Annotated in this window: 23 protein-coding genes; all 23 read right to left on the bottom strand. The window is 59.7% G+C overall.

Annotated features, from left to right (window positions below; translation table 11 throughout):
* Positions 1-69 precede the first annotated feature (69 nt).
* The gene (cysS, locus tag NE623_RS04790; RefSeq protein WP_256272562.1) at positions 70-1,467 is read right to left on the bottom strand and encodes a cysteine--tRNA ligase; all 1,398 of its coding nucleotides are present in this window, start codon (positions 1,465-1,467) and stop codon (positions 70-72) included.
* A 240-nt stretch (positions 1,468-1,707) separates the two neighbouring features.
* Positions 1,708-2,283: a CDP-diacylglycerol--glycerol-3-phosphate 3-phosphatidyltransferase gene (pgsA, locus tag NE623_RS04785; protein WP_256272563.1), complete on the bottom strand. Its 576-nt coding sequence runs from the start codon at positions 2,281-2,283 to the stop codon at positions 1,708-1,710.
* A gap of 3 nt (positions 2,284-2,286) precedes the next feature.
* Complete coding sequence (gene rimO, locus NE623_RS04780) at positions 2,287-3,627, bottom strand: 30S ribosomal protein S12 methylthiotransferase RimO (RefSeq protein WP_256272564.1); 1,341 nt, start codon at positions 3,625-3,627, stop codon at positions 2,287-2,289.
* Positions 3,628-3,672: 45 nt separating this feature from the next.
* Entirely contained in the window at positions 3,673-4,293 is a 621-nt protein-coding gene (locus NE623_RS04775; protein ID WP_256272565.1) for a regulatory protein RecX, read from the bottom strand.
* 3 nt (positions 4,294-4,296) lie between these two features.
* Complete coding sequence (recA, locus tag NE623_RS04770; protein WP_256272566.1) at positions 4,297-5,469, bottom strand: recombinase RecA; 1,173 nt, start codon at positions 5,467-5,469, stop codon at positions 4,297-4,299.
* A gap of 118 nt (positions 5,470-5,587) precedes the next feature.
* On the bottom strand, positions 5,588-6,418 hold the full coding sequence (gene prmC / locus NE623_RS04765) for a peptide chain release factor N(5)-glutamine methyltransferase (RefSeq protein WP_256272567.1): 831 nt from the start codon (positions 6,416-6,418) through the stop codon (positions 5,588-5,590).
* Entirely contained in the window at positions 6,415-7,341 is a 927-nt protein-coding gene (locus NE623_RS04760) for a DUF1385 domain-containing protein (protein WP_256272568.1), read from the bottom strand. Before NE623_RS04760 ends, prmC begins: the two co-directional genes overlap by 4 nt.
* A gap of 50 nt (positions 7,342-7,391) precedes the next feature.
* Positions 7,392-8,840 carry a sensor histidine kinase gene (locus NE623_RS04755; protein WP_256272569.1) on the bottom strand — a complete coding sequence of 483 codons (1,449 nt, stop codon included), beginning with the start codon at positions 8,838-8,840 and terminating at the stop codon, positions 7,392-7,394.
* Between the two features lie 57 nt (positions 8,841-8,897).
* On the bottom strand, positions 8,898-9,602 hold the full coding sequence (locus NE623_RS04750) for a response regulator transcription factor (RefSeq protein ID WP_256272570.1): 705 nt from the start codon (positions 9,600-9,602) through the stop codon (positions 8,898-8,900).
* A gap of 18 nt (positions 9,603-9,620) precedes the next feature.
* Entirely contained in the window at positions 9,621-10,922 is a 1,302-nt protein-coding gene (locus tag NE623_RS04745; RefSeq protein WP_256272571.1) for a hypothetical protein, read from the bottom strand.
* Between the two features lie 87 nt (positions 10,923-11,009).
* Complete coding sequence (locus NE623_RS04740; RefSeq protein WP_256272572.1) at positions 11,010-11,789, bottom strand: ZIP family metal transporter; 780 nt, start codon at positions 11,787-11,789, stop codon at positions 11,010-11,012.
* 162 nt (positions 11,790-11,951) lie between these two features.
* A complete protein-coding gene (gene deoC, locus NE623_RS04735; protein WP_256272573.1) occupies positions 11,952-12,626 on the bottom strand; it encodes a deoxyribose-phosphate aldolase in 675 nt (224 codons plus the stop codon).
* Positions 12,623-12,781 carry a hypothetical protein gene (locus NE623_RS04730; protein ID WP_187115943.1) on the bottom strand — a complete coding sequence of 53 codons (159 nt, stop codon included), beginning with the start codon at positions 12,779-12,781 and terminating at the stop codon, positions 12,623-12,625. The genes deoC and NE623_RS04730 overlap by 4 nt, the downstream gene beginning before the upstream one ends.
* A gap of 134 nt (positions 12,782-12,915) precedes the next feature.
* A complete protein-coding gene (locus tag NE623_RS04725; protein ID WP_256272574.1) occupies positions 12,916-13,365 on the bottom strand; it encodes a GtrA family protein in 450 nt (149 codons plus the stop codon).
* Positions 13,366-13,442: 77 nt separating this feature from the next.
* Entirely contained in the window at positions 13,443-15,365 is a 1,923-nt protein-coding gene (locus tag NE623_RS04720) for a bifunctional 4-hydroxy-3-methylbut-2-enyl diphosphate reductase/30S ribosomal protein S1 (protein WP_256272575.1), read from the bottom strand.
* A gap of 2 nt (positions 15,366-15,367) precedes the next feature.
* Positions 15,368-16,054 carry a lysophospholipid acyltransferase family protein gene (locus NE623_RS04715; protein ID WP_256272576.1) on the bottom strand — a complete coding sequence of 229 codons (687 nt, stop codon included), beginning with the start codon at positions 16,052-16,054 and terminating at the stop codon, positions 15,368-15,370.
* A 12-nt stretch (positions 16,055-16,066) separates the two neighbouring features.
* Entirely contained in the window at positions 16,067-16,729 is a 663-nt protein-coding gene (cmk, locus tag NE623_RS04710) for a (d)CMP kinase (RefSeq protein WP_256272577.1), read from the bottom strand.
* A gap of 110 nt (positions 16,730-16,839) precedes the next feature.
* Positions 16,840-18,069: an NAD(P)/FAD-dependent oxidoreductase gene (locus NE623_RS04705; protein WP_256272578.1), complete on the bottom strand. Its 1,230-nt coding sequence runs from the start codon at positions 18,067-18,069 to the stop codon at positions 16,840-16,842.
* A complete protein-coding gene (locus NE623_RS04700) occupies positions 18,066-19,754 on the bottom strand; it encodes a hypothetical protein (protein WP_256272579.1) in 1,689 nt (562 codons plus the stop codon). The genes NE623_RS04705 and NE623_RS04700 overlap by 4 nt, the downstream gene beginning before the upstream one ends.
* A 14-nt stretch (positions 19,755-19,768) precedes the next feature.
* Positions 19,769-20,680 carry a glycosyltransferase gene (locus NE623_RS04695; protein ID WP_256272581.1) on the bottom strand — a complete coding sequence of 304 codons (912 nt, stop codon included), beginning with the start codon at positions 20,678-20,680 and terminating at the stop codon, positions 19,769-19,771.
* Positions 20,677-21,795 carry an FAD-dependent oxidoreductase gene (locus NE623_RS04690; RefSeq protein WP_256272583.1) on the bottom strand — a complete coding sequence of 373 codons (1,119 nt, stop codon included), beginning with the start codon at positions 21,793-21,795 and terminating at the stop codon, positions 20,677-20,679. Before NE623_RS04690 ends, NE623_RS04695 begins: the two co-directional genes overlap by 4 nt.
* Positions 21,796-23,115 (bottom strand): hypothetical protein, encoded by a 1,320-nt coding sequence (locus NE623_RS04685; protein ID WP_256272584.1) that lies wholly within the window; start codon positions 23,113-23,115, stop codon positions 21,796-21,798.
* Positions 23,112-23,489 (bottom strand): hypothetical protein, encoded by a 378-nt coding sequence (locus NE623_RS04680; RefSeq protein WP_256272585.1) that lies wholly within the window; start codon positions 23,487-23,489, stop codon positions 23,112-23,114. Before NE623_RS04680 ends, NE623_RS04685 begins: the two co-directional genes overlap by 4 nt.
* Between the last annotated feature and the right edge of the window lie 8 nt (positions 23,490-23,497).

Raw genomic sequence — 23,497 nt, 5'->3', positions numbered from 1 at the left:
CGCAGAGACAGACCCACACAGCCGCGGCCTATGCGCAGCTGCGCAGGCCGTCCCTGCGTTGACTATTCATTACAGTTTTGCAATTTTCGGGCCCTGTGCGGTGTCGGTGACACTCCAGCCCATCTCAGTCAGCTGGGCGCGGATGGCGTCAGCGCGGCCCCAGTCCTTGGCCTTCTTGGCAGCAGCGCGCTCCTCCACCAGTGCCGTGACCTCTGCGGGGATGCTGTCGGTCTTTTTGCGGTTGTACAAAAGGCCCAGCACACCGGTCAGCTCGTCAAAGGTTTTGGCGGCGGTTTCCAGCGTTGCCTTGTCAGAGGCATCAGACAGCGTGTTGATGTCCTTGACCAGCTCAAAGATTGCAGCCAGCGCATCGGGGGTGTTCAGGTCATCATCCATCGCGGTCTTGAACTTTTTGCGCGCCTCCTCGCACTTTTCTGCCAGTGCGGTGTCGGTGCCGTGGGCATGCTCGATGGCAAAATCGAGGTTGTCACGGCAGGTGTACAGGCGCTCCAGGCTGCTCTTGCAGCTCTCAATTAGCTCCACCGTGTAGTTCAGCGGCATACGGTAGCCCGCCGTCAGCATAAAGTAGCGGATGGGCTCATAACCGTACTTGTCAGCAATCTCGCGCACAGTAAAGAAATTGTTGGCACTCTTGGACATCTTCTCGTTGTTGATGTTCAAGAAGCCGTTGTGCATCCAGTAGCGGCTGAAGGTGCAGCCGTTGGCGCACTCGCTCTGCGCAATCTCGTTCTCGTGGTGGGGGAAAATCAAATCCTGACCGCCGGCGTGCAAATCAATGGTCTTGCCCAGATGCTTGCGGGCCATAGCGCTGCACTCAATGTGCCAGCCGGGGCGGCCGTGGCCCCAGGGGCTCTCCCAGTAGGGCTCACCGGGTTTAGCGGCCTTCCAGACTGCGAAATCCGCGGGGTCCTCCTTCAGGTCATCGTCCATCTGGCTGCGCAGGGTACGGTTGCCGCTTTCCAGATCGTCCAGATTCAGATGGCTCAGCTTGCCGTAGCCGGGGTCGGACTTGACGCGGAAGTAAACGTCGCCGTTGCGTGCCACATAGGCGTGGCCGGAATCGACCAGGTCTTTGACGATGTGGATAATTTCCCCGATATGCTCGGTGGCGCGGGGGCGCACGGTGGGTGCCTTGACGTTCAGACCATCGGAATCCTTGATGTACTCGGCCTCAAACTTGCGGGCAACCTCCTGCATCGAGGTGCCCTCCTCCTGGCCCTTCTTGATGAGCTTGTCATCAATATCTGTGATGTTGGAGACATAGAAAACCTTGTTGCCGCAGTATTCCAGGTAGCGGCGCAGCGTGTCAAACACAATCATGGGGCGGGCGTTGCCGATGTGGATATAGTTATAAACCGTAGGGCCGCAGACATAGATGCGGTACTCGCCGGGGACCTGCGGGATAAATTCCTCTTTTTGGCGGGACATTGTATTAAAAATCTGCATAGTGCTTCTTCCTTTCCCAGTCATACCATGGCAACACCGCACAATTCCCGCCTGACGGCTTAAGCACCGCTCCGGCGGCTGCGGCACGGCATCTGCGTTGCCAAAATGCTCGATAAGACACAAAGTATTATCTGCGCTTTTGGCTTAGCATCTGCCGCACCTCGCTCGCCGTATCGGCACTTAGAATTGTGTGGTATTGACCTACCCTTATTATAGCGAGTGCGGGGCAGGGTTGCAAGTTTATTTTGCCTGCATAAACAGCTTGCGGTTCTGCCACAGGTAAATGCCGCCCGAAAGCACAGTGGCCGCGCCGCACAGCCAGCACAAAATCCCGGTAATCAGCCCCACGGCCATCACGTCGGTGGGGCTTGCCAGCGCGGCGGCAAAGTAGTAGAACAGCACGGTCAGCATCTGCAAAACGGTCTTGACCTTGCCCCACATATTGGCAGCGATGACAGTGCCGGTTTCGGCGGCGAGCATACGCACCCCCGCCACGGCGAACTCGCGGAACAGAATGACCGCCAACACCACGGGGCTGCAGACGCCGCACACCACCATATAGATAAAGGCGGCGGTGGTCAGGCATTTGTCGGCCAAGGGGTCCATAAACTTGCCGAAATCGGTGACAAGGCTATTTTTGCGCGCCAGGTAGCCGTCCAAAAAGTCGGTAAAGCTGGCAACGGCAAAGATAATCCCGGCGATCAGGGCGAATGTGGGGTTGAAATCGGCGGTGCCGTAGCAGCTGTAAGCGGCAAACACCATAAAAACGGGTACCAAAATAACGCGCAGCATCGTTAATTTATTGGGCAGATTCATACATCAATCCTCCAGCTTCTCTTCCACATAGCCGTACAGGTCGTAGGTGTCGGCATCGGTCACGGTCACGTTGTAGAACGCGCCCTCCTCCAGCGGGGTGTCGGCGGGGGTCAGCACGTTGCCGTCAATCTCGGGGCAGTCGGCCTTGGTGCGCAGCAGGTACATACCGGTCTCGTCATCAACACCGTCGCAGATGCACTCATAGGTGTGGCCCACCTTCTCGCCCTCGCGCTCGGCGCTGACCTCGGCCTGCAGCTCCATAATGTGGTCGGCGCGGCGCTGCTTGACCTCGTCCTCAATCTGATTGGGCATTCTGGCCGCAACCGTATTCTCCTCCGCCGAGTAGGCAAAGCAGCCCAGACGGTCAAATTTGACGGTCTTGACAAAGTCGCAGAGCTCGGCATACTGCTCCTCGGTCTCGCCGGGGAAGCCTGCAATCAGGGTGGTGCGCAGCGTGATGCCGGGGATAGCGGCCCGCAGGCGGGCAATGGCGTCCTCAATTTCCTTGCGGCCGCCGCGGCGGTTCATCGCCTTTAGCACGGCATCATCGCAGTGCTGAATCGGCAAATCGAGATACGGCACAACCTTGGTGTTGCGGACCATCGCGGCGATAAATGCATCGCTGATGCGCTCCGGGTAGGCGTACAGAATCCGGATCCAGCGGATGCCGTCCACCTGCTGCAGCTTGTCCAGCAGCTCACAGATAGCACCGGGCTTGCCCCAGTCCTCGCCGTAGGCGGTGGGGTCTTGCGCAACCAGAATCAGCTCACGCACGCCCTCCCCTGCCAGCCAGCGGGCCTCGGCAACGCAGTCATTGATGTCACGGCTGCGCAGTGCGCCGCGAATCAGCGGAATGGCGCAATAGTAGCAGCCGTTGTTGCAGCCTTCGGCAATTTTCAGGTAGGCGTAGTGGCGCGGGGTGGAAATCACGCGGGCACCGCCCAGCTGCATATCGCTCTTGGGGCCGTAGCTCTCGGTCTGGCCTGCGCCGTCCGCGCAGAGGCGGCGGACAATGGCGGGCAAGGCAGCGTTGGAGCCAATGCCCACAACGGCGTCCACCTCGGGGATCTCCTGCATAATCTGATGCTTGTAGCGCTCTGCCAGACAGCCGGTGACAATGACCTTGAGGTCCGGGTTCTGCTGCTTGTACTGGCAGGCCATCAGGATGTTCTCGATAGCCTCGGTCTTGGCAGACTCGATGAAGCCGCAGGTGTTGATGATGATAATGTCTGCCTCGGCGGGGTCACCCACGGTGGTGTGGCCGTCCTTGATGAGGGCGTGGCAGAACACATCGGCGTCCACCTGATTTTTCGGGCAGCCGAGAGAGATAATCGCAATTTTCATATGTAGTCCTTTATAATCGGTAAAATTTATGCGTAGATACGCGCTTTATAAGCTATCGTTGTCCAGCACCTCGCGGATGACCGCATGGCTGAAGCCGCGCCGGGCCAGCGCCGCCGCCACCTGGTCACGCTTACCGGCGGCCAGCTTGGCGGCATACTGGCGCTCCACAAGGGCGCGGGCCGTGGCAAGCTCGGGGCTTTCGCCGTCCTCGGTCTCGGCAAAAAGTTCCTCCATCGCGGCCGCGGCCGTATCGCGGTCAATGCCCTTGGCGTTCAGGTCATTCATAATTTCGCGGCGCGATTTCCGCTTGCGCAATAGCTCGGCGGCGCGGCGGCGGGCAAAGGCTGCATCGTTCAGCAGGCCCAACTCCCCCGCCCGCGCCACGGCGTAGGCGGCGCTGTGGGCGTCAAACTTGCGGCAGAGCTTCTGGTAGAGCTCCCCTGCCGCGTGGTCGCGCAGCGAAAGATAGTCCATCGCCTTGTCCAGTGCGCGGCGGGTCTCGCTCTTTTTGCGCAGCTCCTCAATCTGCCAGTCCTCCAGTTCGTCATCCTGATGAAGCCCTGCATCCGCAAAGGTGTCCTCATCCAGAGAGAAGGCGAACTCGCCGTCAAAAAACAGCGCAAGACGGCCTTTTTTTGTCTCTTTAATCTGGGTCAGCCGTGCCATTGCTTATTCGTCGACCATGATATCGAGGTCAACCTCGCTGCCGGTGGTCTTGGCGGCGGGGGCAGCCGGGGCCTCACCCTCGGCCACGGGCTTGACGATTTCGCTGGGGTCCAGCGGCTTCACGGTGCCCTTCTTGCCGGCGGCCAGCAGGCGGTCTGCGTTGGCACGCACAATTTTCTCAATTTCAGCGGAGACCTCGGGGTGCTCCTTCAGGAAAATCTTGGCATTGTCGCGGCCCTGGCCCAGGCGCATTTCGCCGTAGTTGAACCACGCACCGCTCTTCTGCACAACGCCCAGCTTGACGCCCAAATCCAGAATCTCACCGATTTTGGAGATGCCCTCGCCGAACATAATATCAAACTCTGCCTCACGGAACGGCGGTGCAACCTTGTTCTTGACAATTTTTGCGCGGGTGCGGTTGCCGATGAAGGCACCGGTGGAGTCCTTCAGACCCTCGATACGGCGCACGTCGATACGCACGCTGGAGTAATACTTCAGCGCACGGCCGCCGGTGGTGACCTCGGGGTTGCCGTAGACAATGCCCACCTTCTCACGCAGCTGGTTGATGAAGATGCAGACCGTGTTCGTCTTGCCGATAACGCCGGTCAGCTTGCGCAGAGCCTGGCTCATCAGGCGGGCCTGCAGGCCGACGTGGCTGTCGCCCATCTCGCCCTCAATCTCGGCACGGGGCACCATAGCGGCCACGGAGTCGACAACCACGGCGTCAATCGCGCCGGAGCGCACAAGCGCCTCACAGATTTCCATGGCCTGCTCGCCGGTGTCGGGCTGGCTGACCAGCAGGCTGTCGATGTCAACGCCGAGCGCGGCGGCATAGGTCGGGTCCAGCGCGTGCTCAACGTCGATGAAGGCGACCTCGCCGCCCATCTTCTGTGCCTCGGCCAGAATCTGCAGGGCCAGCGTGGTTTTGCCGGAGGATTCGGGGCCGTAGACCTCGACAATACGGCCGCGGGGCACGCCGCCGATGCCCAGTGCCAGATCAAGGCCCAGGCTGCCGGTGGGGATGGCATCGACCTGCATCGTGACATTGGCACCCAGCTTCATAACGGCACCCTTGCCGAACTGCTTTTCAATCTGTGCCAGCGCGGTTTCCAGCGCGGCCTTCTTATCGGCGGCAGGGCCTGCCGTCTTGGGGGTAGTATCTTTTTTTGCTGCCATGTTGCGTCTCCTTTTATCTCAACCATAGGGTTATGATTTGCGTTTGTGTCTATTATATACGATTCACAAACAAATTACAACATTTTGTTGTGCGTTTTTTGTCCTATAAATCGGATTTTCAACTAATTTTTTCGGGTTTTTGCAGCAAAATAACGCGGTCATTGCCGCCGCAGTCCTTGCGGCAGCTGCCGTTGACCCAGTGGTGGGCCGCACCCAGCGCCAGCACGTCCTCCGCCTGCGCGTAGCCGATTTCCAACACCAGCCAGCCGCCCGGGCGCAGCGCGTCACGGTAGTTGGCCGTCAGAACGCGGTAGAAATCCAGTCCGTCCGCGCCGCCGTCCAGCGCCACAGTAGGCTCCTTAGCGGTTTCGGGCATCAGACTGGCCATCTCCTGCGCGGTCAGATAGGGCGGGTTGGAGATAATCAAATCCGCCTCACCGGCGGGCAGTGATTTATAATAGGTAAGGATGTCATTCTGCACCGCCTGCACGCCGGTTCCGGACACGTTGGCGGTCAGGTAGGGCCATGCGTCGGCGCTTTTTTCCACGCAGGTCACCTTGGCCTCGGGCAGATGCTTTGCAATGCCGATGCCCAGACAGCCCGTGCCCGCGCAGAGGTCATAGACCGTGGGGGCAGGCACCTCCTGCAGAAGCTCAATGGCTGTCTCGCAGACAACCTCGCTGTCGGCGCGGGGGCAGAGCACGCCGCGGCCCACCTTGAGCGTAAAGTCCATAAAGTCCCACTCGCCCAGCAGATACTGCAGCGGCTCGCGGGCGGCGCGGCGCTCGGCCAGAACGGCCAGACGCGAGGCCTCGGCGGGGGTGGGGCCATCGTCCAGCCGCGGGTCGCGGCCGGTGGCAAATTGATAAAGCTGCGCCGCGTCAAAGCGGGCATCGGGTACACCGGCCATCATCAGCCGGGCGCAAAGATTCTGATAGGCAGTATTCACCAGCGGGCATCCTCCTGATTTTCGGGCAGTACGGGGGTCACGGCAGCAATGGCAACCTCAATCATCGAGTCATCCGGCTCAAAGGTTGTCAGGCGCTGCATCCACAGCCCCGGCTGGGAGACGAGCTTTGCCAGCGTACTGTGGGAACGGCCTGCCCATTTTAAAATTTCATACGATATACCAACAAGAATTGGGAACATACAGAGCTTATACACCACGCGCAGGGCCGTGCTGGTCCACGGCAGCACCGCGTACAAAAAGATGCTGATAATGATTACCAGAATCATAAAGCTGGTGCCGCAGCGCGGGTGGAACCGGCTCTGTTTGCGGATATTTTCCACGGTCAGCGGCAGGCCTGCCTCATAGCAGGCGATGGTCTTATGCTCGGCGCCGTGGTACTCAAACACGCGGTGCAGCTCCTTGAACCGGGTGCAGAGGAACATATACCCCAGAAAAATGGCCATCTTCAGCACACCTTCCAGAATGACCCGCGGCCACCGGCCAAGGGGCACAGCCTTCATAACAAGGCCGGTCAGAAAGGTGGGCAGGAAGGTGAACAGAAAGAGCGCCAGCAGCACGCCCGCAAAGGCCGCGCAGGCCATCAGCGCGTTCTGCACCGCGGGGGTGGCGTGCTCCTCGAACCATTTGTCCAGCTTAGACTCAGCAGGCTCGGTCTCGCCCTCCATTGCAATATCGGCGGCGTGCATCAGGTATTTGTAGCCCTTATAGAGGTTTTCCGCCATATTGCAGACGCCGCGCACCAGCGGAATACGGTTGTACCAATGGGTGGTGACCGTGTCATAGCTTAAATCGATCGTGCCGTCCGGCTTGCGCACGGCACAGCAGATTTTTTCCGGCCCGCGCATCATAATGCCCTCCATCAGGGCCTGTCCACCCACAGAGGTGCGGAATTCTTTGGACATAGGTATTCTCCTTTTTCAGCGCCGCGCCGCGCTTTTTGTGCGGCTGGGCGTTATATTTTTTCGTGCAGATGCTCCTGCCCGGGGTGGTAGATGGGCAGCGTGACGGTCACGGTGGTTCCCTGCCCCAGCGTGGAGGCAATCTCAAACCGGCCACCCAGCGTCTGGACAATTTCATCCACAACCGCCAGACCAATGCCGGAGCCGCGCACCGAGTTCTTCGCCTTGAAGAATTTCTGCTTGACTTTTTCAAGGTCATCCGGGGCAATGCCGCGCCCTTGGTCGCGGATAGACGCGCTGACCGTGTCGGGCCCGCGGCGCAGCGTCAGGAAGATGGTGCCGCCCGGCTCAGAATATTTTATCGCGTTATCGAACAAATTTACAAATACCTGCCGCAGCCGCGCCGGGTCTGCCCACACCGGGTAGGGATCCGGCGGCTCGGCGTAGACCAGCTGCATTCCCTCCTGCTGAATCCGCGCCTCCACAAACAGGGCGGCATCGGTGGCCTCGGCCACCAGATCCAGCACCTGACAGTTCATCTTGATGCCATTCTGCAGGCGGGAAAAATCCAGCAGTTCCTCCACCATCGTGTAGAGCCGGTCGGTCTCGGTGCCGATGACCGACAGTCCGCGGCGGTAGTTTTCGTTCGTTGGGTCGTCAATATTGCTGATAGTTTCGACCCAACCCTTGATGGAGGTCAGCGGCGTGCGCAGCTCATGGCTGACCGAGGAGATAAACTCATTTTTAAGCCGTTCCGTCTCGGCCAAATCCTCCGCCATCTGGTTGATGGTCTTGCACAGACGGCCGATTTCATCATCGTAGGGGGCATCCGGCAGGCGGACTTTCATATCGCCCTTGGCGATTTTGGTTGCGGTGGCCTCCACCTCGCCCAGCGGGCGCACGATGGAGCGCACAAAAAACAGGCCGCTCCACACGGTAAAAGCCAGCACCAGCACTCCCAGCCCGGCACAGACCGCCACGGTGCGCCACCACTGGGTGTCCACCAGCGATAGGCTGGTGACCATCCGCATGGCGGCAATGCTGCCCGCGGCGTAGGGCACCAACATGGTCACGGCCATAACGCGCTCGCCCTGCGGCGTGGTAAAGATAGCCGAGCCAAGGCCGTCGGCGGTGCTCAACGCACGGCCATAGTCGGTGCCGTCCGTCAGGTCGCGATTCATCGTGCCGCTGCTGGTGGCCAGTATCACGCCCTGCCCATCCAGCAGCATAAATTCAAATTTATCCTTTTCGTCAAACTGCTCCACCACGCGGCGCAGGACGTTGGCGCGGCTTTCGGCGGTGGTAGCGGTGTTGCCCGCCGTGCCGGTGGCCTGCAGACGGCCCACCACGGTGGAAAACCGGTTCTCGACCGCGCGCTCCACACCGCCGTACAGGTCATTGTAGCTGTAGTAGAGAAAGAGCCCCTCCGCCAGCACAAGCACCAGCACTGTAATCAGCAGGCTGCCGCGTATCCAGCGGCGGATGATGCTGCCTGACTGCATGAAAAGCCCCTCCTTCCCACAAATGTACTGTACAGCGTCAAATTGCAATCCCGCCGGTTATGCGTTCCAGCGGTAGCCATAGCCCCACACGGTCAGAATGTGCTGGGGGCTGCTGGGCTCGTCCTCAATCTTCATGCGCAGGCGGCGGATGTTGACATCCACAATTTTCACATCGCCAAAATAGTTCTTACCCCAGACGCCCTCCAGAATTTTCTCACGCACCAGCGCCGTGGCCGGGTTGCGGAAGAACAGCTCCATAATCTGGAACTCGACCTGCGTGAGGTCGATGGGGGTGCCGGACTTGTACAGAATACGGCTCTTTTCGTCCAGCACAAACGGCCCGCTGACCAGCTGCTCGGGCTCCTCGGCAGGCTTGGCCGCGTTGCTGCCGCCGCGGTGGATGCGGCGGGTCAGCGCTTCCAGCCGGGCAATCAACTCCGACACCGAGAAGGGCTTGGTGATGTAATCATCCGCGCCGATGGACAGCCCGCGGATTTTATCGCTCTCCTGCCCCTTGGCCGACACGATGATAATGCCAATATCGCTGTCATCGCGGCGGATGGTCTCGCACAGGCTCAGGCCGTCCATACCCGGCAGCATAATGTCCAGCAGTGCCGCATCGCAGGGCTTTTCCTCATGCATCAGTTCCAGCGCACGCTCGGCGCTGGGGGCCTCGATGACCTCCAAGCCCGCCATTTTCAGGTTCAGGGCTACCATTTCGCGGATGCTGGCTTCGTCCTCGACTACCAAAACTCGTTTCATAAGCCTTTCCCTTCTTTATCAATTTGACCCCAGCAGCACAGTGTTCTGGCTGATGGAATCGAGACTCAAGCCGTAATACGGCGTGACAATACGTGCCTGCAGCTGCTGGCTGCCGATGTTGGCAATGCGCAGATAGTTGCCGGTGCCGGTGGCTGCGTTGTCGGCGGGGTCAACCACCCGCATTTCGCAGTAGACCGTTGTGCCCTCGGCGTTGCAAATCAGCCAACCGGTGCCGCTTTGGTTAGAGTGCACCAGCACGCTGCCGTGCATCGACTCCGGCAGCTGCATAAACAGGTTATACTCGCTGTCATAAAGGCCAAACCGGCTGTTGCCGCCGGTGGGCGTGGTGTAATCCTTCCACAGCACAAAGCTCAGCCGCTTGTCCATCGGCGTCTGCAGGGTGCCGCCGTCGTCAATTTCGGCAGGAATGTCCACGGTGCCGTTGCCGTCTATGTCAAAGCTGCGCAAATCCGCGTGATACCGCAGGGTGCTGCGCTGAATATCGCTCATGCCGCTCGGGCGGTACGGCTGCAAAAAGCCGGTTTCCGGGTCATACAGAATAATGTCGGACACCAGACTGCTTGTCCCGGTCCAGGCATCCATCACCAGATACATACCATCGTCACTGCCCACACCCGCGTGCAGCGCCGCGCAGCTGCTGTAGACGCCCTCACCCAGATTCAGCGTCTGGGTGGAACGGAACTCGCCATCGTTGGCGGTCAGCAGCTGCAGGGTGACGCCGCCCAGCTCGGTGTCCGGCGGCAAGGCCAGCACCAGATCCTGCGTGTCCCCCTTGCCGGTGAAATCCGCCACAATCATATCGGTGTAGCTCTTGCTGATGACTGTGGATAACGTATCACCGTCATATTGGTAGACAACCAGATACTGGTCGCCCTGCGGCGAGATGTACCCGGCCAGCAGCTGCTGGCTGGTGGTGTCCTTGAGGTGCGCGGCCGAGAAGCTCTGCACCTCGCCGGTCAGGCCCTCCACAGCGCGGCTGACGCGCCAGCTGTTCTCGCCGGTGGGCTCCAGCACCGCCAGCCAGACGTTGGAACTGGTGGTGTCGGTGGTGTAGAGAATCGCCGCCTCGTCGATGCCGTCGCCGTCCCAATCGCCGAAGGCGAAGGGCGAGAGGAAATCACCGCTGGCGGGGAATTTCAGGGTTGCGCTGCTGCCCAGGAAGCTGTTCAGCGCCTTCTGCAGGGCTGCGCTCTCGCCGGAAAGCTGCGGGGCGCGCAGGAGGGTTTCCACATCCCCCACCGCGCTGCACCCAGCCAGCAGCGACACCGCAAGGAGCAGCGCCGTACTCTTTTTCCACATATCGGGCCACTCCTTTCCGGAATACAATTTCACACAGGGTGGGCAGCGTCCCTGCCCAGACAGTTATACGAATATAGTATACCACATTTACGGCAGCGCCGCAATGCCCAATAGCATGAGCAGGCAGCCGGACGAAGCGCCCAGAATACCGGCGGTGCGGTGCCGGGGTGCAAACGCGCCGGGCAGCAGCTGGGCCAACGCAACCCAGACCATAACGCCCGCCGCCAGCACGACCGTGCCATTCAAAAAGCCCTGTGTAAACAGCTGCCGCAGGGCCAGCCACGCCAGCACCGCGCCCAAGGGCTCAGCCAGCCCGGAGACAAGCGCCGCCGCTGCGCCCACTGTGCGGCTGCGGGCGGCGTAGGCAAAGGGCACGGCCACAGCCAGCCCCTCGGGGATGTTGTGCAGGGCGATTGCCGCCGCGGTGCGCAGACCTAACGCAGGGTCAGCCGTTCCCGCAAAAAAGGTGAGAACGCCCTCCGGGAAATTGTGCAGCAGCAGCGCCGCCCCTGTGACAAGCGCCGTGCGCAGCGCCGCCGCACGCGCCGGGTCAGCGGCGGAATCCAGCCGGGCGGCCAGCGCCGCCTCGTCCGGGAGCAGCCGCCCCAGCAGCCCCGCCGCCACCATACCCAGCGCCAGCAGGGACACAACCGCCCCGCCGCAGGCCAGCGGCGACAGATACCCGCCGTAAAACGCGAGTGCCTCCGGCATCAAATCGGCCAGTGATGCCGTCAACATAACGCCGCCTGCAAAGCCCGCACTGGCGGCGAGAAGCCCCTCGGTCGGTGTGCAGAGCACCGCCAGCAGCCCGCCCAGCCCTGTGGACAGCCCCGCCAGCGTGGTAAGTACAAGTGGTGAAGTTTGCATAGCTACGCCCCCTTTTCCGGTTTATAATGGTATGCGCCGCACTGGGGAGCGATAACTGCCACAGCAAAAGGCGCCGCCGTCTTGCGACAGCAGCGCCCAATATGTTTGGAATTTCTTCGGTTCCTTCTTTGCAAAGAAGGAACGCCCGTACTCCTGTACTTTTTAGTACCCGCTTCCCGCCTCGCCGGAGGTGAGCAGCTTGACAGCGCGGGAGGTTCCCAGACGGTCTGCGCCCAAATCGAGGAACTTCTCGATGTCCTCCACGGTGGAGATACCGCCCGCAGCCTTAATCTTGCAGCGGCCCCTGACGTGCTGGGCAAACAGCTCAATGTCATGGAAGGTGGCGCCGCCGGTGGAGAAACCGGTGGAGGTCTTGATGAAATCGGCACCGGCCTCGGGCACGATGTCGCACATCTTGATTTTCTCCTCCTCGGTCAGCAGGCAGGTCTCGATGATAACCTTCAGTACCTTGTCGCCCACGGCAGCCTTGACGGCGGCAATGTCATTGCGCACATCGTCATACTGCTTGTTCTTCAGCCAGCCAATGTTGATGACCATATCGACCTCGGACGCGCCGTTTTCCACCGCGGTCTTGGCCTCAAAAGCCTTGCTGGCGGTGTCCATAGCGCCGAGGGGGAAGCCGACCACGCAGCAGACCGGCACGCGGCCCGCCATATACTGCGCCGCCTGCTTGACATAGCAGGTGTTGATGCAGACAGAGGCGCAATGGTTGGCGATGGCCTCATCGCACAGGGTCTGAATCTGGGGCCAGGTGGCCTCCGGCTTGAGCAGGGTATGGTCAACCTTGCTCAGCATTTCTTCCTTTGTGTATTTCATCGGAAATTTTCCCCTTTCTCACAATGCTTGCACAGGCGTGCCTGATGCAGGCCCAGTGCCGCAAAAACGATGGAGGTGATGCTGACCGTGGCACCGATGATGCCCAGAATCAGCCCCACCAGACGGAATGCGTGTCCGCGAACTTTCTGTTTCATAGGGGATGCCTCCTTTTTGGGACGTAATTTTTTGTGCACCAGCTGTTTGGCCCCATGGGTCAGCAGCGGATGCCGGAGTGCGAATTTTGCCACTTTAAAAACAAGCATGGTCGGCTCCTTTCCGGGATATGCGCTCACTTCTTTTTAAAGATCAACAATTTGCTGAACACATAGTTGGACACAATGACGATAACCTGGCTGAACAGCTTGACGCCCATGGCCCATAGCTGCGGGTTGGCCGAAGAGAAGCTGACCACCGGTCCCAGCACGCTGATGCCCAGCCAGATGATGACCTGATCCATGACCATTGTGGCGATGCGGCAGGAGACGAACTGGCCGAACTCTGCCAGTATTGCCTTGCCGGTGTTGGTGCTTTTGAACACGAACGTGCGGTTTGTCCAGTAGGCGAACAGGATGCAGATGATGTTGTCCAGAACGTTGCCGATGCCCGCCGCAAACGCCGTGCCAAACGCCGCCTGAAACGCCGCAAAGACAACAAGGTTCAGCAGCGTGGCTAGCCCGCCGAAGAACAGGTAGGCCAGCCCCTCATAATATTTTTTGATAAAGTCTTTAAGTTTTTGCATGATGTACCGCTTGCGATTATGAAAAAAGGGGCCTGCCTGTTACAACAGGCAGGCCCCTTACGGTTGCTCAAGCTAAATTATTCAGCGTCCTCGCCGTTCTCATCGAGGCAGGCCTTCATGGACAGGCTGATGCGCTTGCGGTCGAAGTCGACAGCGGTCAGCTTAACGCGGACCTCATCGCCAACCTTCAGCACGTCAGAAACCTTGTTCACGCGCTCGTTGCTGATCTCGCTGATGTGAACGAGACCGTCAATGCCCGGCATAATGCGGACGAAAGCGCCGAACTTGGTGATGGAGACAACAGGAGCAGTGAATTCGGTGCCAACGGGAACCTCATTCTCCAGCTTGACCCAGGGGTTGTCCTCTTCCTTCTTGTAGCCCAGAGAAACCTTCTGGTTCTCGGGATCGTAGCTCTTGACGTAGACCTCGATCTCGTCGCCAACCTTCACGACCTCGGAAGGATGCTTGATGTTGTTCCAGCTCAGCTCGCTGATGTGGCACAGGCCATCAACGCCGCCCACGTCAACGAAGGCGCCGTAGGAGGTCAGGCTCTTGACAACGCCCTTGTACTGCTTGCCAACCTCAACATTGGCCCAGAACTCCTCACGCTTGGCCTTGTTGGCCTCAGCGGTGACCTTGTTGATGGAGCCGACAATCTTGCGGCCGGCGCACTCGGTGATGACCAGCTGCACGTGCTGGCCAACCAGCTTGGTGTAGTCCTCATCACGGCGCATGGTGGCCTGAGAACGGGGAACAAAGACGCGGACGCCCTTGACATTGACAACAACGCCGCCCTTGTTGGCTTCCATGACGTCGCCTTCCATGACGGTGCCGTTCTCGGCAGCCTCGGAGACGTCCTTCATGCCCTTCTGGGCCTCAAAACGGACGCGGGACAGGGTGTCAACACCCTCCTGATCGTTGGTCTTGACAACCACCAGATCCAGATCGTCGCCCTCTTTAACAAGGTCTTCCATCTTGGCGTTGGGATCATGGCTCATCTCGCGCAGGGGCACAATGCCGGTGTGCTTGGAACCATCGATACCGACGGTGCACTCCGTCGGGGAAACGCTGATGACCTTGGCTTTTACAATCTTGCCTGCGTACAGGGGCTTTGCCTCGGATGCATTCAGCATCTCCTCAAAGCTCATGTCGTCACGGATTTCTTCGCTCATACTGTTAAGTACCTCCTCAATTATAGACGAAGGCGTTGAAGCCCCGGCTGTCACGCCCACCCGCGCCGCACCAGCAAGCCATGCGGGGTCGAGTTCATCAGCAGTCTCGACGTTGATGGCCTTGGTATGCCGCGCGGCGACCTGTAACAGCTTTTGGGTATTGGAAGAATGATGACCACCAATGACGACCATGCGGTCGCATTTCTGGCTGAGGTCTTCCGCTTCCTGTTGCCTCGCCCACGTTGCATTACATATTGTATCAAAAATTTTGGCTTTTGTACACTCTTTTTTTAAGAAAACTTTGCAATTTTCCCAGCTTTCCACCCGAAAAGTTGTTTGCGCGACCACGTAGATGGATTCTTGTTGCAAAAGTGCAGGGAGCAAATTTTGCAGCTCCTCCAAATTGGCAAAAACCTTCACAGGGCCTGTTGTATGGCCTACAATTCCCTGTACCTCGGGGTGGTCTGCATCACCTGCAACCAGCAAAAGCGCACCGATTTTGTCCGCTTCCATTGCAATTTTATGGATTTTTGCAACAAACGGGCAGGTAGCATCGTGATACTCCAGGCGGCGTGTGCTTATTTTGTCATAGACAGCTCTGGGCACGCCGTGACTGCGGATGATGACCTCGTACCCATCGGGCACGGCGTCAATGTCCGGGCAGGTCACTGCGCCCTTGGCCTCGAGATCCGCCACCACCTGTGCGTTGTGAATCAGCGGGCCGAGGGCGGCAACTTTGCGTCCCTGCGCCAATAAATCGTAGGTCAGCTTGACCGCACGGTCCACACCGAAGCAGAAGCCCGCTGTTTTGGCACGAATGATTTCCATATTTATTGGTCTCCTTCCGGCAGCTGCGGCTGCTCCGGGGCGGCCTCCACGGCGGGGGCCGCAAAGGCGTTGTCGGCCAACAGCTGCTCCAGCTCGTCCCGCAGGCGGTTCTTCATGCGGCGCAGCTCGGCCATCTTGTGGCTCTGGTCCTGAATCTGCAATTCAGCGGCGGGGATGGGCGTGCCGAACACAATGCGGATTTTGCAGAACAGGTGCATCCGGCCATCCTTGCTGCCGTAGATGATGCGCACCGGCAGCATATCCGCGCCCGCGGCGGCGGCAATGACGAAGGCACCGCTTTTAATCATGCCCAGCTTGCCGGTTTTGGTGCGGGTGCCCTCGGGGAAGATCATGATGCCCGTACCGTTCTTGCACTCGTTGGTCAGCTGCTCCACCGTGGTGGTGTCACCGCGGCCGCGCTCGATGGCAACCGCGCCCATACAGCGCAGGAACCAGCCTGCCAACGGATTTTTAAACAGCTCCTCCTTGGCCAGAATACGCAGGCGTTTCCAGTCAAACACCGTAATAGCGATAAAAACAGGGTCCAGATTGGCGATGTGGTTGGGTGCGATGACATAGGCGCGTCCATCGCGGACGGTCTTCAGATTCTCGCGGCCGATGACCTCAAACCGCCAGAGAATATGTGCCAGCACCCAGATGATGGGCAGCAAAATCCAATACAAAAGCATAAGCAGCCCCCCTCAGATATGCGCAAGAATCGTGCGTTTCAGTAGGTCAAAGCTCTCCTGCAGGCCGATGCTGCTGGTGTCCACCAGAATGGCATCCTCGGCCTGCTTCAGCGGGGCCACAGCGCGGTGGCTGTCCTGATAGTCGCGCTGCTGGATGTCCGCCAGCACGGTGGCGAAATCCGCAGGCTGGCCCTTTTCAGCCAGCTCCTTGGCGCGGCGCTCAGCGCGGGCCTCAGCGCTCGCCGTCAGGAAAATCTTGACAGTGGCATTGGGCAGCACCACAGTGCCGATGTCGCGGCCATCCATCAGGATGTTCTGGCTTTCGGCCAGTCCGCGCTGGGTGTCCAGCAGGAAACTGCGCACAGCCGGATGGGCCGCCACCGCGGAGGCCGCCATGCCGATGTTCTCGGCGCGGATGGCCGTGCTGACGTCCTCGCCGTTCAAGTAGATGTGCTGCGTGCCGTCCTCCAGACGGATGTCCAGCTGAATCTCCGGCAGCAGCGCAGTCACGGCAGCGGCATCATGGGGGTCCACGCCCGCACGCACGGCGTACAGGCCGATGGAACGGTACATAGCGCCGGTGTCAACATAGACATAGCCCATATCCTTGGCCAGCGCCTTGGCCAGACTGGATTTACCGGCCCCGGAGGGCCCGTCGATTGCGATGGAAACCATATATATCACCCTTTTTATAAATAATAAATAAAAAATAAGAAATAATAAATGCGGTGTTGTTCCCGCCCGATGGCGGGAACAACATATTTATTATTTATTCTTTATTATTTTTATTTGCAGCCCGCGGCTGCCTTTGCTGCGGCCTGCGCCGTGGCCCAGGCAATCTGCAGATTGTACCCGCCGGTCCGGGCGTCCACGTCCAGGATCTCACCGGCAAAATACAGGCCCTCGCAGCGCTTGCTGGCCATTGTCTTGGGGTCAACCTCGCGCACGTCAACGCCGCCCGCTGTGATAACCGCGTGCTCCTTGTCGCCCAGCGCCGTCACCCGCACAGACCAGTGCTTGCACAGGTTCACCAGTGCCTGCTTCTGCTCGCGGGTAATTTGTGCAGCCTTCGCGGCGGGGTCCACGCCCCATTTTTCCACAGCCACCGGCCGCATGGAATTGGGCAGCAGCTTGGCCAGCGCCCCCTGCGCGCTGTGGCTGCCCAGCGCGGCAAAATCCCGGGTCAGGCGGTCGTAGAGCGTCTTTTCATCAAGAGACGGCTTTAGGTCAAACTCACAGACATACTCATGCTTGGCAATGTCCTCAATGTAGGTACTGGCGGACAGCACCAGCGGCCCGGACAGCCCGAAATGGGTAAACAGCGCCTCGCCCTGCTCACTGAACAGCGGCTTGCCGTCACAGAGCAGCGTCAGCCGCACATTGCGCAGCGAGAGCCCCATCATCCTGCAGCACGCCGGGTCTGGGCTTACCAGACTGCACAGGCTGGGCTGGGGCGTTACGATGGTGTGCCCCGCCTGCCGCGCCAGCTTGTAGCCGCTGCCGTCACTGCCGGTGGCCGGGTAGCTGATGCCACCGGTGGCAAGCAGGGTGCTGTTAGCCCGCAGCGTCTCGCCCCGGTCGGTGACGGCCCCCTTGCAGACGCCATCCTCTATAATGAGTTTTTTCGCACTGCCGCGCACAAATTCTGCATCATGGGCGTAGTCCCGCAGCGCCGCCAGCACATCCGCGGCGCGGTCGCTCTGGGGGAACACCCGCCGCCCGCGCTCGGTTTTCAGCGGCACACCGAGCGATTCAAACAGCTCCATGGCCGCCGCCGGCGGAAAGGCATACAGGCTGGAATACAAAAAACGTCCATTGTGCCGCACATAGGGCAGAAATTCCCGCACATCGCTGTCGCTTGTGACGTTGCAACGTCCTTTTCCTGTGATAAGCAGCTTCTGACCGGGGCCCTTGGGGTTGTGCTCCAGCACCGTCACGGTCAGCCCGCGGGCGCAGGCTGCACCAGCCGCCATCAGCCCGGCTGCACCGCCGCCGATGACCAGTAAATCCGTCATGGGGTATCCTTTCTTTTCAGCGGTCTGCCGTACAAAAGCAGCCCGACAAATGCGTAAACAACCAGCAGCGGATGCACCGTGGACAGGTACATTGTGCTGGTGCCGATGCCGAAGCTGGACACCTCGACAAAGGCAATCATGGCACAGCGCAGCAGCGCCATACCGAAAATGCCGAACAGCAAAAGCCACGGCACAATGGTTTCTGCCGTGCATTTTTTGCGTATCTGCGGCAAAAGCTCTGTCAGATGGAAGAACAGTGCGCCCAGCACGCCCAGAATCAGCAGGACACTGTACGCCCACGCCCAGCCCTGCATCACGGCAAAAGCGGCCTTCTGGTAGGGGCTGTAGTAGGGCGTGTCCTCCCCCACATTGGCGGCGCTGTTGAAGCCGCAGTGCAGATAGGCCGACCACTGCGCAATGTCCTCCTCGGTGCCGATGGAGCGCAGCGCCTCATAGGGCGCACAATCGCGGAGCCGCAGAACGTGCCAGAAGCCTTTCCACGTTTCGGCCAGCGTTGCCGGAACGTACGCGGCCTTGATTGGCTGGCTGGTTGCGGCGCGCTTTCCGGTGCGGCTGGGCAGCGTACCCGCGTCACAGGCAGCGTTTATTTTGTCGGCCACCGTCTGCCAGTAGGCGTCTGCCGTTTTGGCATCGGCGTAGACGCCCTCAAACTGGGCGGCGCGGCGGATGGCCCAATAGAAGCTGCCCGCGCGGTAGTCGTTCAGACGGGGGTCGCGGAAGTCATTCTGCAGCTGGGCGTCCTCCTCCAGCCAGTAGGCCAGCGGTTCCAGCTCCGGCACAGCATCGTAGATTTTTTCGCGTGCATCGGCGGGCACAGAGAGGTACGGTGCATCGCTGTCGGTGTCCACCCGCATCATGGCGCCCATCGCGGCCGAGAAGGAGCCCGCGGAGAAATCCGACAGCGCAAACACGCCGTAGTGGGTGTAGTTGAGGGTGCAGAAGGTCAGCACGCCCACGCCGAGCATCACATACGGAATCAGCTGCGCGGCCAGCGCCTTCCAGCGGCGCGTCCCCGCCAGCACTACGGCCACGATGACCGTTGCCACCGCGGCAAAGGGCAGCAGGAACAGCCCGGCGTCCTCGCGGTCCAGATACCCGCAGGCAAGGCCCGCCCCCGCCGCAGCCAGCCACGGCCAGAGGGGCTTATCGGTTTCCAGCACCGCCCGCAGCGCCATGCCCGCCATACCCGCAAAGAAGTACAGGCAGAGCGCCGGGAAGATATTGTCCCGGTAGACGCGCAGCGTGTAAGCCGCCCAGCTTGACGGCAGAAAGGCCAGCGCCGCAAAGAGTGCCAGCGTCAGCACGCGGCCAACACCCAGCTCTTTTTTGCGCCACAGCGGCGAAAACGCAAACGCCGTCAGCAGGCTTGCCCCGCACCACAGCGCCGCGCCGCTGACGAGATACGGCAGATGCAGCGCATGGAGCAGCGCCAGCCAGACCGGAAAAAACATAGCCTTGGACAGCGTCAGATAGTCATATGCGCCCAGCCACTGCCCGGCTGAAATATTGTTGGCGGCGCGGAACATCAGCTCATCGTCCAGCGGCGCACCGCCCACCCAGGTGTATGCCTGCTGAAAGCCCGCCAGCGCCAGACGCAGGCAGACCAGCAGCGCACACAGCACCCAGAACATACGGCGCGACAGCCGCGGACGAAATTGCTTCATGGTAAAATTCCTCGTTATTTCTGCAGCTTTTCAATGCTTTCCACCAGATATTTCTGCTGCCGGAAGGTCATATTCAACAGCAGAGACAGATACTTGATCACGATGGTCAAAACCGCAAACAGCCCGGCAAAGCCCACGGTAATGACAAACATCGTGGTGGTCCAGCCCGCCACCGGGTGGCCGGTGGTAAAGACGATGAGGGTGTAGAGCAGCTCGGCCAGAGCCAGCGCCAGCATACACAGCGTGATGGTCACGCTGGCCTTGAAGCCAAAGTTGGTGTACAGGGTCAGGCTGTCAAGCGCAAGGTTGAACCGCCCTCTGCTTTTGACGGTCAGCTGGCCGTCAAATTCCAGATCCACCATCTTCAGGCCACTGGCCGCGTAAGCTGCCTTGCGGTAGGGCAGATGCGCGCTGGACGCATGGACGCGGTTGATGGCACGCCGCGTGACAAGGCGGAATGCATCGGTGCGCAGCTTATAGGCACTGTTGGAGTGCGCGTTGAAGATGCTATAAAACAGCTTGCTACCGCCGCACACGCTGCGCGGACAGACCGAGACGATATCGTTGCCGGTCAGCGCCGTGCGGTACGCCTCAAAAATCAGCGAAGCCGGATAGCAGAGTTCGGTGGAATCGAATTCGTAGACGTAGTCACCGATGGCGGCATCCAGCCCCGCATTCATCGCGTCCTCCAGACCGTGGAAGATGCTCATATGCAGAATCGTCAGCGGCGCAGCCTGCTCCCTGCCCCATTCGCGCAGGCGGGCGACCGTGTCATCGGTGCAGGCATCATCCACAACCACCAGCTCATACTGGGCGAAATGGGCTTCCAGCTCCGCCGCCGCGGCGCGGCAGAATTCTACTGCACGCGCACCATCGTTATGCAGATAGACAACGGCCGAGACAAAGTTTTTTTCTTTTGTGTTCATACTTCCAGCACCTCGTCCAAGTCATATACCGTGTTGATTTTGCCGCTGAGCACGCTGACCAGCCGCGGCTCGTCGCAAAGCACGCGCACCACGGTCGGGCGCGAATCGTCAATTTCGCTGGCCTTCAGAATCGGCTTCATGCTGAAAAGACTGCTGTGATAGGCAAAGCCGTATTCTTCCTTTAAATATTTGCGCGCCAGCTGGCTCATATAGGGCCACGCGCTGGCCGGCTTGGCCGGGCACTCGTTGCAGTTGTACAGGCTGCCCGGGGCGCAGCGGCCGCCGCTTTCGGCCTGACAGGGGAAGGTGGCCACGCTGTCATAGCTTGTCTCATGCGGGGTGAAGGTCACACTGGTCAGGCTGTGCAGGCCGGTCTGGCCGAAGGGCATCAGGCTGAAGAACGGGCCATCCATAACGGTGATGCCGATATTTTTCAGGCGTTCGTCCACAGTGCACAAAATAATCTCGCACTTTTCGTACTTAATGCCGAACGGCGGCAGCCCCAACATAGCGTGCACATCGTTGACACCCGCGTAGGTTGCGTTCAGCAGATAGGGTGCCTCGGCGGTGGTGTCCCCCGCCGTGACCCGCCACGCGCTGCCCGCCCTCTCGATGCGGTCAGGCTTGTGGCTGTAGAGAATCTCTACGTTGGGCAGCGCCGCCAGCTTTTCCAAAAACCAGCGCTTGAGCACCTGCGCATCGTAGGTGTACTCTGTGGTCAGGAACGCGCCGTCACACAGGCCGGGGTTGAAATAGCGCTCCGGGGGCACATCGTCACAGCGGATATCTGCGGCGGCGCAGAAGCGGCGGAACTCGGCCGCGTTCGTCCACGAAAAATGCGCACTGGTGGCATATACCTGGTCAAATTGTGTGTGCAGGCAGAAGCCGTAATCCTCACAGAAACGTTCAAAATAGTGTGCCGACTTGATAGCCGTGGAGTAGCTGCGGGGGTAGTGATAGCCCATATGGACGCGGGCCTGATTGATGTAGGTTGCCCGCATAAAGGGCGCGGAGTCACGCTCCAGTACAAGGACGCGCTGCCCCGCCGCCCCGCATTTCTGGGCCGCGTACAGGCCGTACAGTCCTGCGCCGAGGATGATTTTATCGTAGGTCATTTACATCCCTCTTTCCTTTGTATTTTCCATAGCCGCGGCACAGTCCGATTCCCGCTGCAGGGCAAGACCGATCACGCACTGCATATAGGGCAGAACGCTGATCATCGTGCGCATATACTCGCCGCAGGTGACAAAATAGGGGGAAAACACCGTGGTGAACATCAGGGAGAAAAACGCCGCCCACAGCCACGGGATCTTGCGCCGACGCACCCACTGCACCGCCATCACGACCCCGGCAGCCACCGAGGCAACCATACTATGCCCGATACACAGCGCACCGAATACGCCGTAGTTCCAAAAGGAATACAGCTTAGCCAGCGGCATGGGCGCTTGCTTGCTTTCCCACGCATAACCGTGAAAATTTGTGACAGAATCCCTGCCCATCTGCATAGCCGTATCGTACAGATATTGCACCGGGTGCTTGTTAAAATACGTCCGCGCCGCTTTCTGCGCCCTTGCCCATCCAAAGTCCATCGCCGTCAGCAGAACCGCATCCTCATCGCCCGTTTCCGCTGTGCGACACATCGCCTCGGCCATCTCGGTATCCTCAAAATCCGGATAGTAGCCATAGCGGATCGCCACTACCATATCCTGCCGCGCCCCTGCAACCGTCATGGAAAACAGCCCGAATTGCTTTTGGAACACGGCACAGTACCCCAGCACCAGCACCAGCCCCGCAGCCAGCGCGGCCAGCATTTTCAGCAGGTTGGCGCGCTCGGTCTTGCGGTCGGGAAATGCCAGCCGCAGAAGCAAAAACACCAGCAAAATCGCCCAATAGGTCAAAAATTGGGGACGCAGGAAAATCAACAGCTCGGTAAGCAGTACCGCCAGAAGCCCGTATTTCAGCTTTGTGGTGTGCAGATACTGCACAATGCAGTAGAAAAACGCTACCGTACCGGAAAGGGACAGCGACTCCGTCAACAAAACCGTGTCCCACCCTGCCACTGCGGAGGTTGTGGCATAAATAAATACGCACAGCTGCGCCCACGGGCTGCCCACACCGATTTGGCACAGAATCCTTGCCAGCAAAATCAGCGAAAGCATCGACAGCAAGATCTGAACCGCGCAGACAGCGTTCGGGTAGCCCTGACCAAAAATTGCCTGCATGGAATGCATAAACAGCGCATACAACGGCGGAACGCCCTGCGCCGCCTGCCCATGGAACAGATCCTTTAGATAAAAAACGCTGTAGGCATAGCTGTCCGTATACCAAACCGCCCAGCCCTGCCCTGCATATTGCAGCAGGCGGCTCAGGATGACCGCTGCCGCGGTGATGCGCCACAGCTTTTCCTCCGTCATTGCGATTTTCTTTCTGTTCATCGGTTTTTCTCCTTCCGGGCGGCGCAGCGCTTGCGGCAGGCATCGGCAACGGTCTGCAGCAGCATCGCCCCCATCATATACAGCCCGGGCAAAACGCCCAGCATCGTGCGCATATATTCGTCACAGGTGGCAAAATAGGTGGTCACCACCATCGAGCAGGTGGTCGAGAAAAACGCTGCCCACAGCCACGGGATCTTGCGCCGGCGCACCCACTGCACCGCCATCACGACACCCGATGCCGCCGATGCCACAAAGGCATAAAACACATAGACACGGTCAAAAACAGCGCGCAGAATCGGGTTCAGCGCCCGGGCGGGGGCGCTTTCCACAGGCAGGGCGTAGCCCTCAAACACATTGTAGCTGTCCACCTTCATAATGTGCA

Source organism: Gemmiger formicilis (assembly GCF_024462815.1).
Lineage (GTDB): Bacteria > Bacillota > Clostridia > Oscillospirales > Ruminococcaceae > Gemmiger.
Note: the sequence above shows the minus strand (reverse complement) of the source record. Positions and strands in the feature narration are given on the sequence as shown.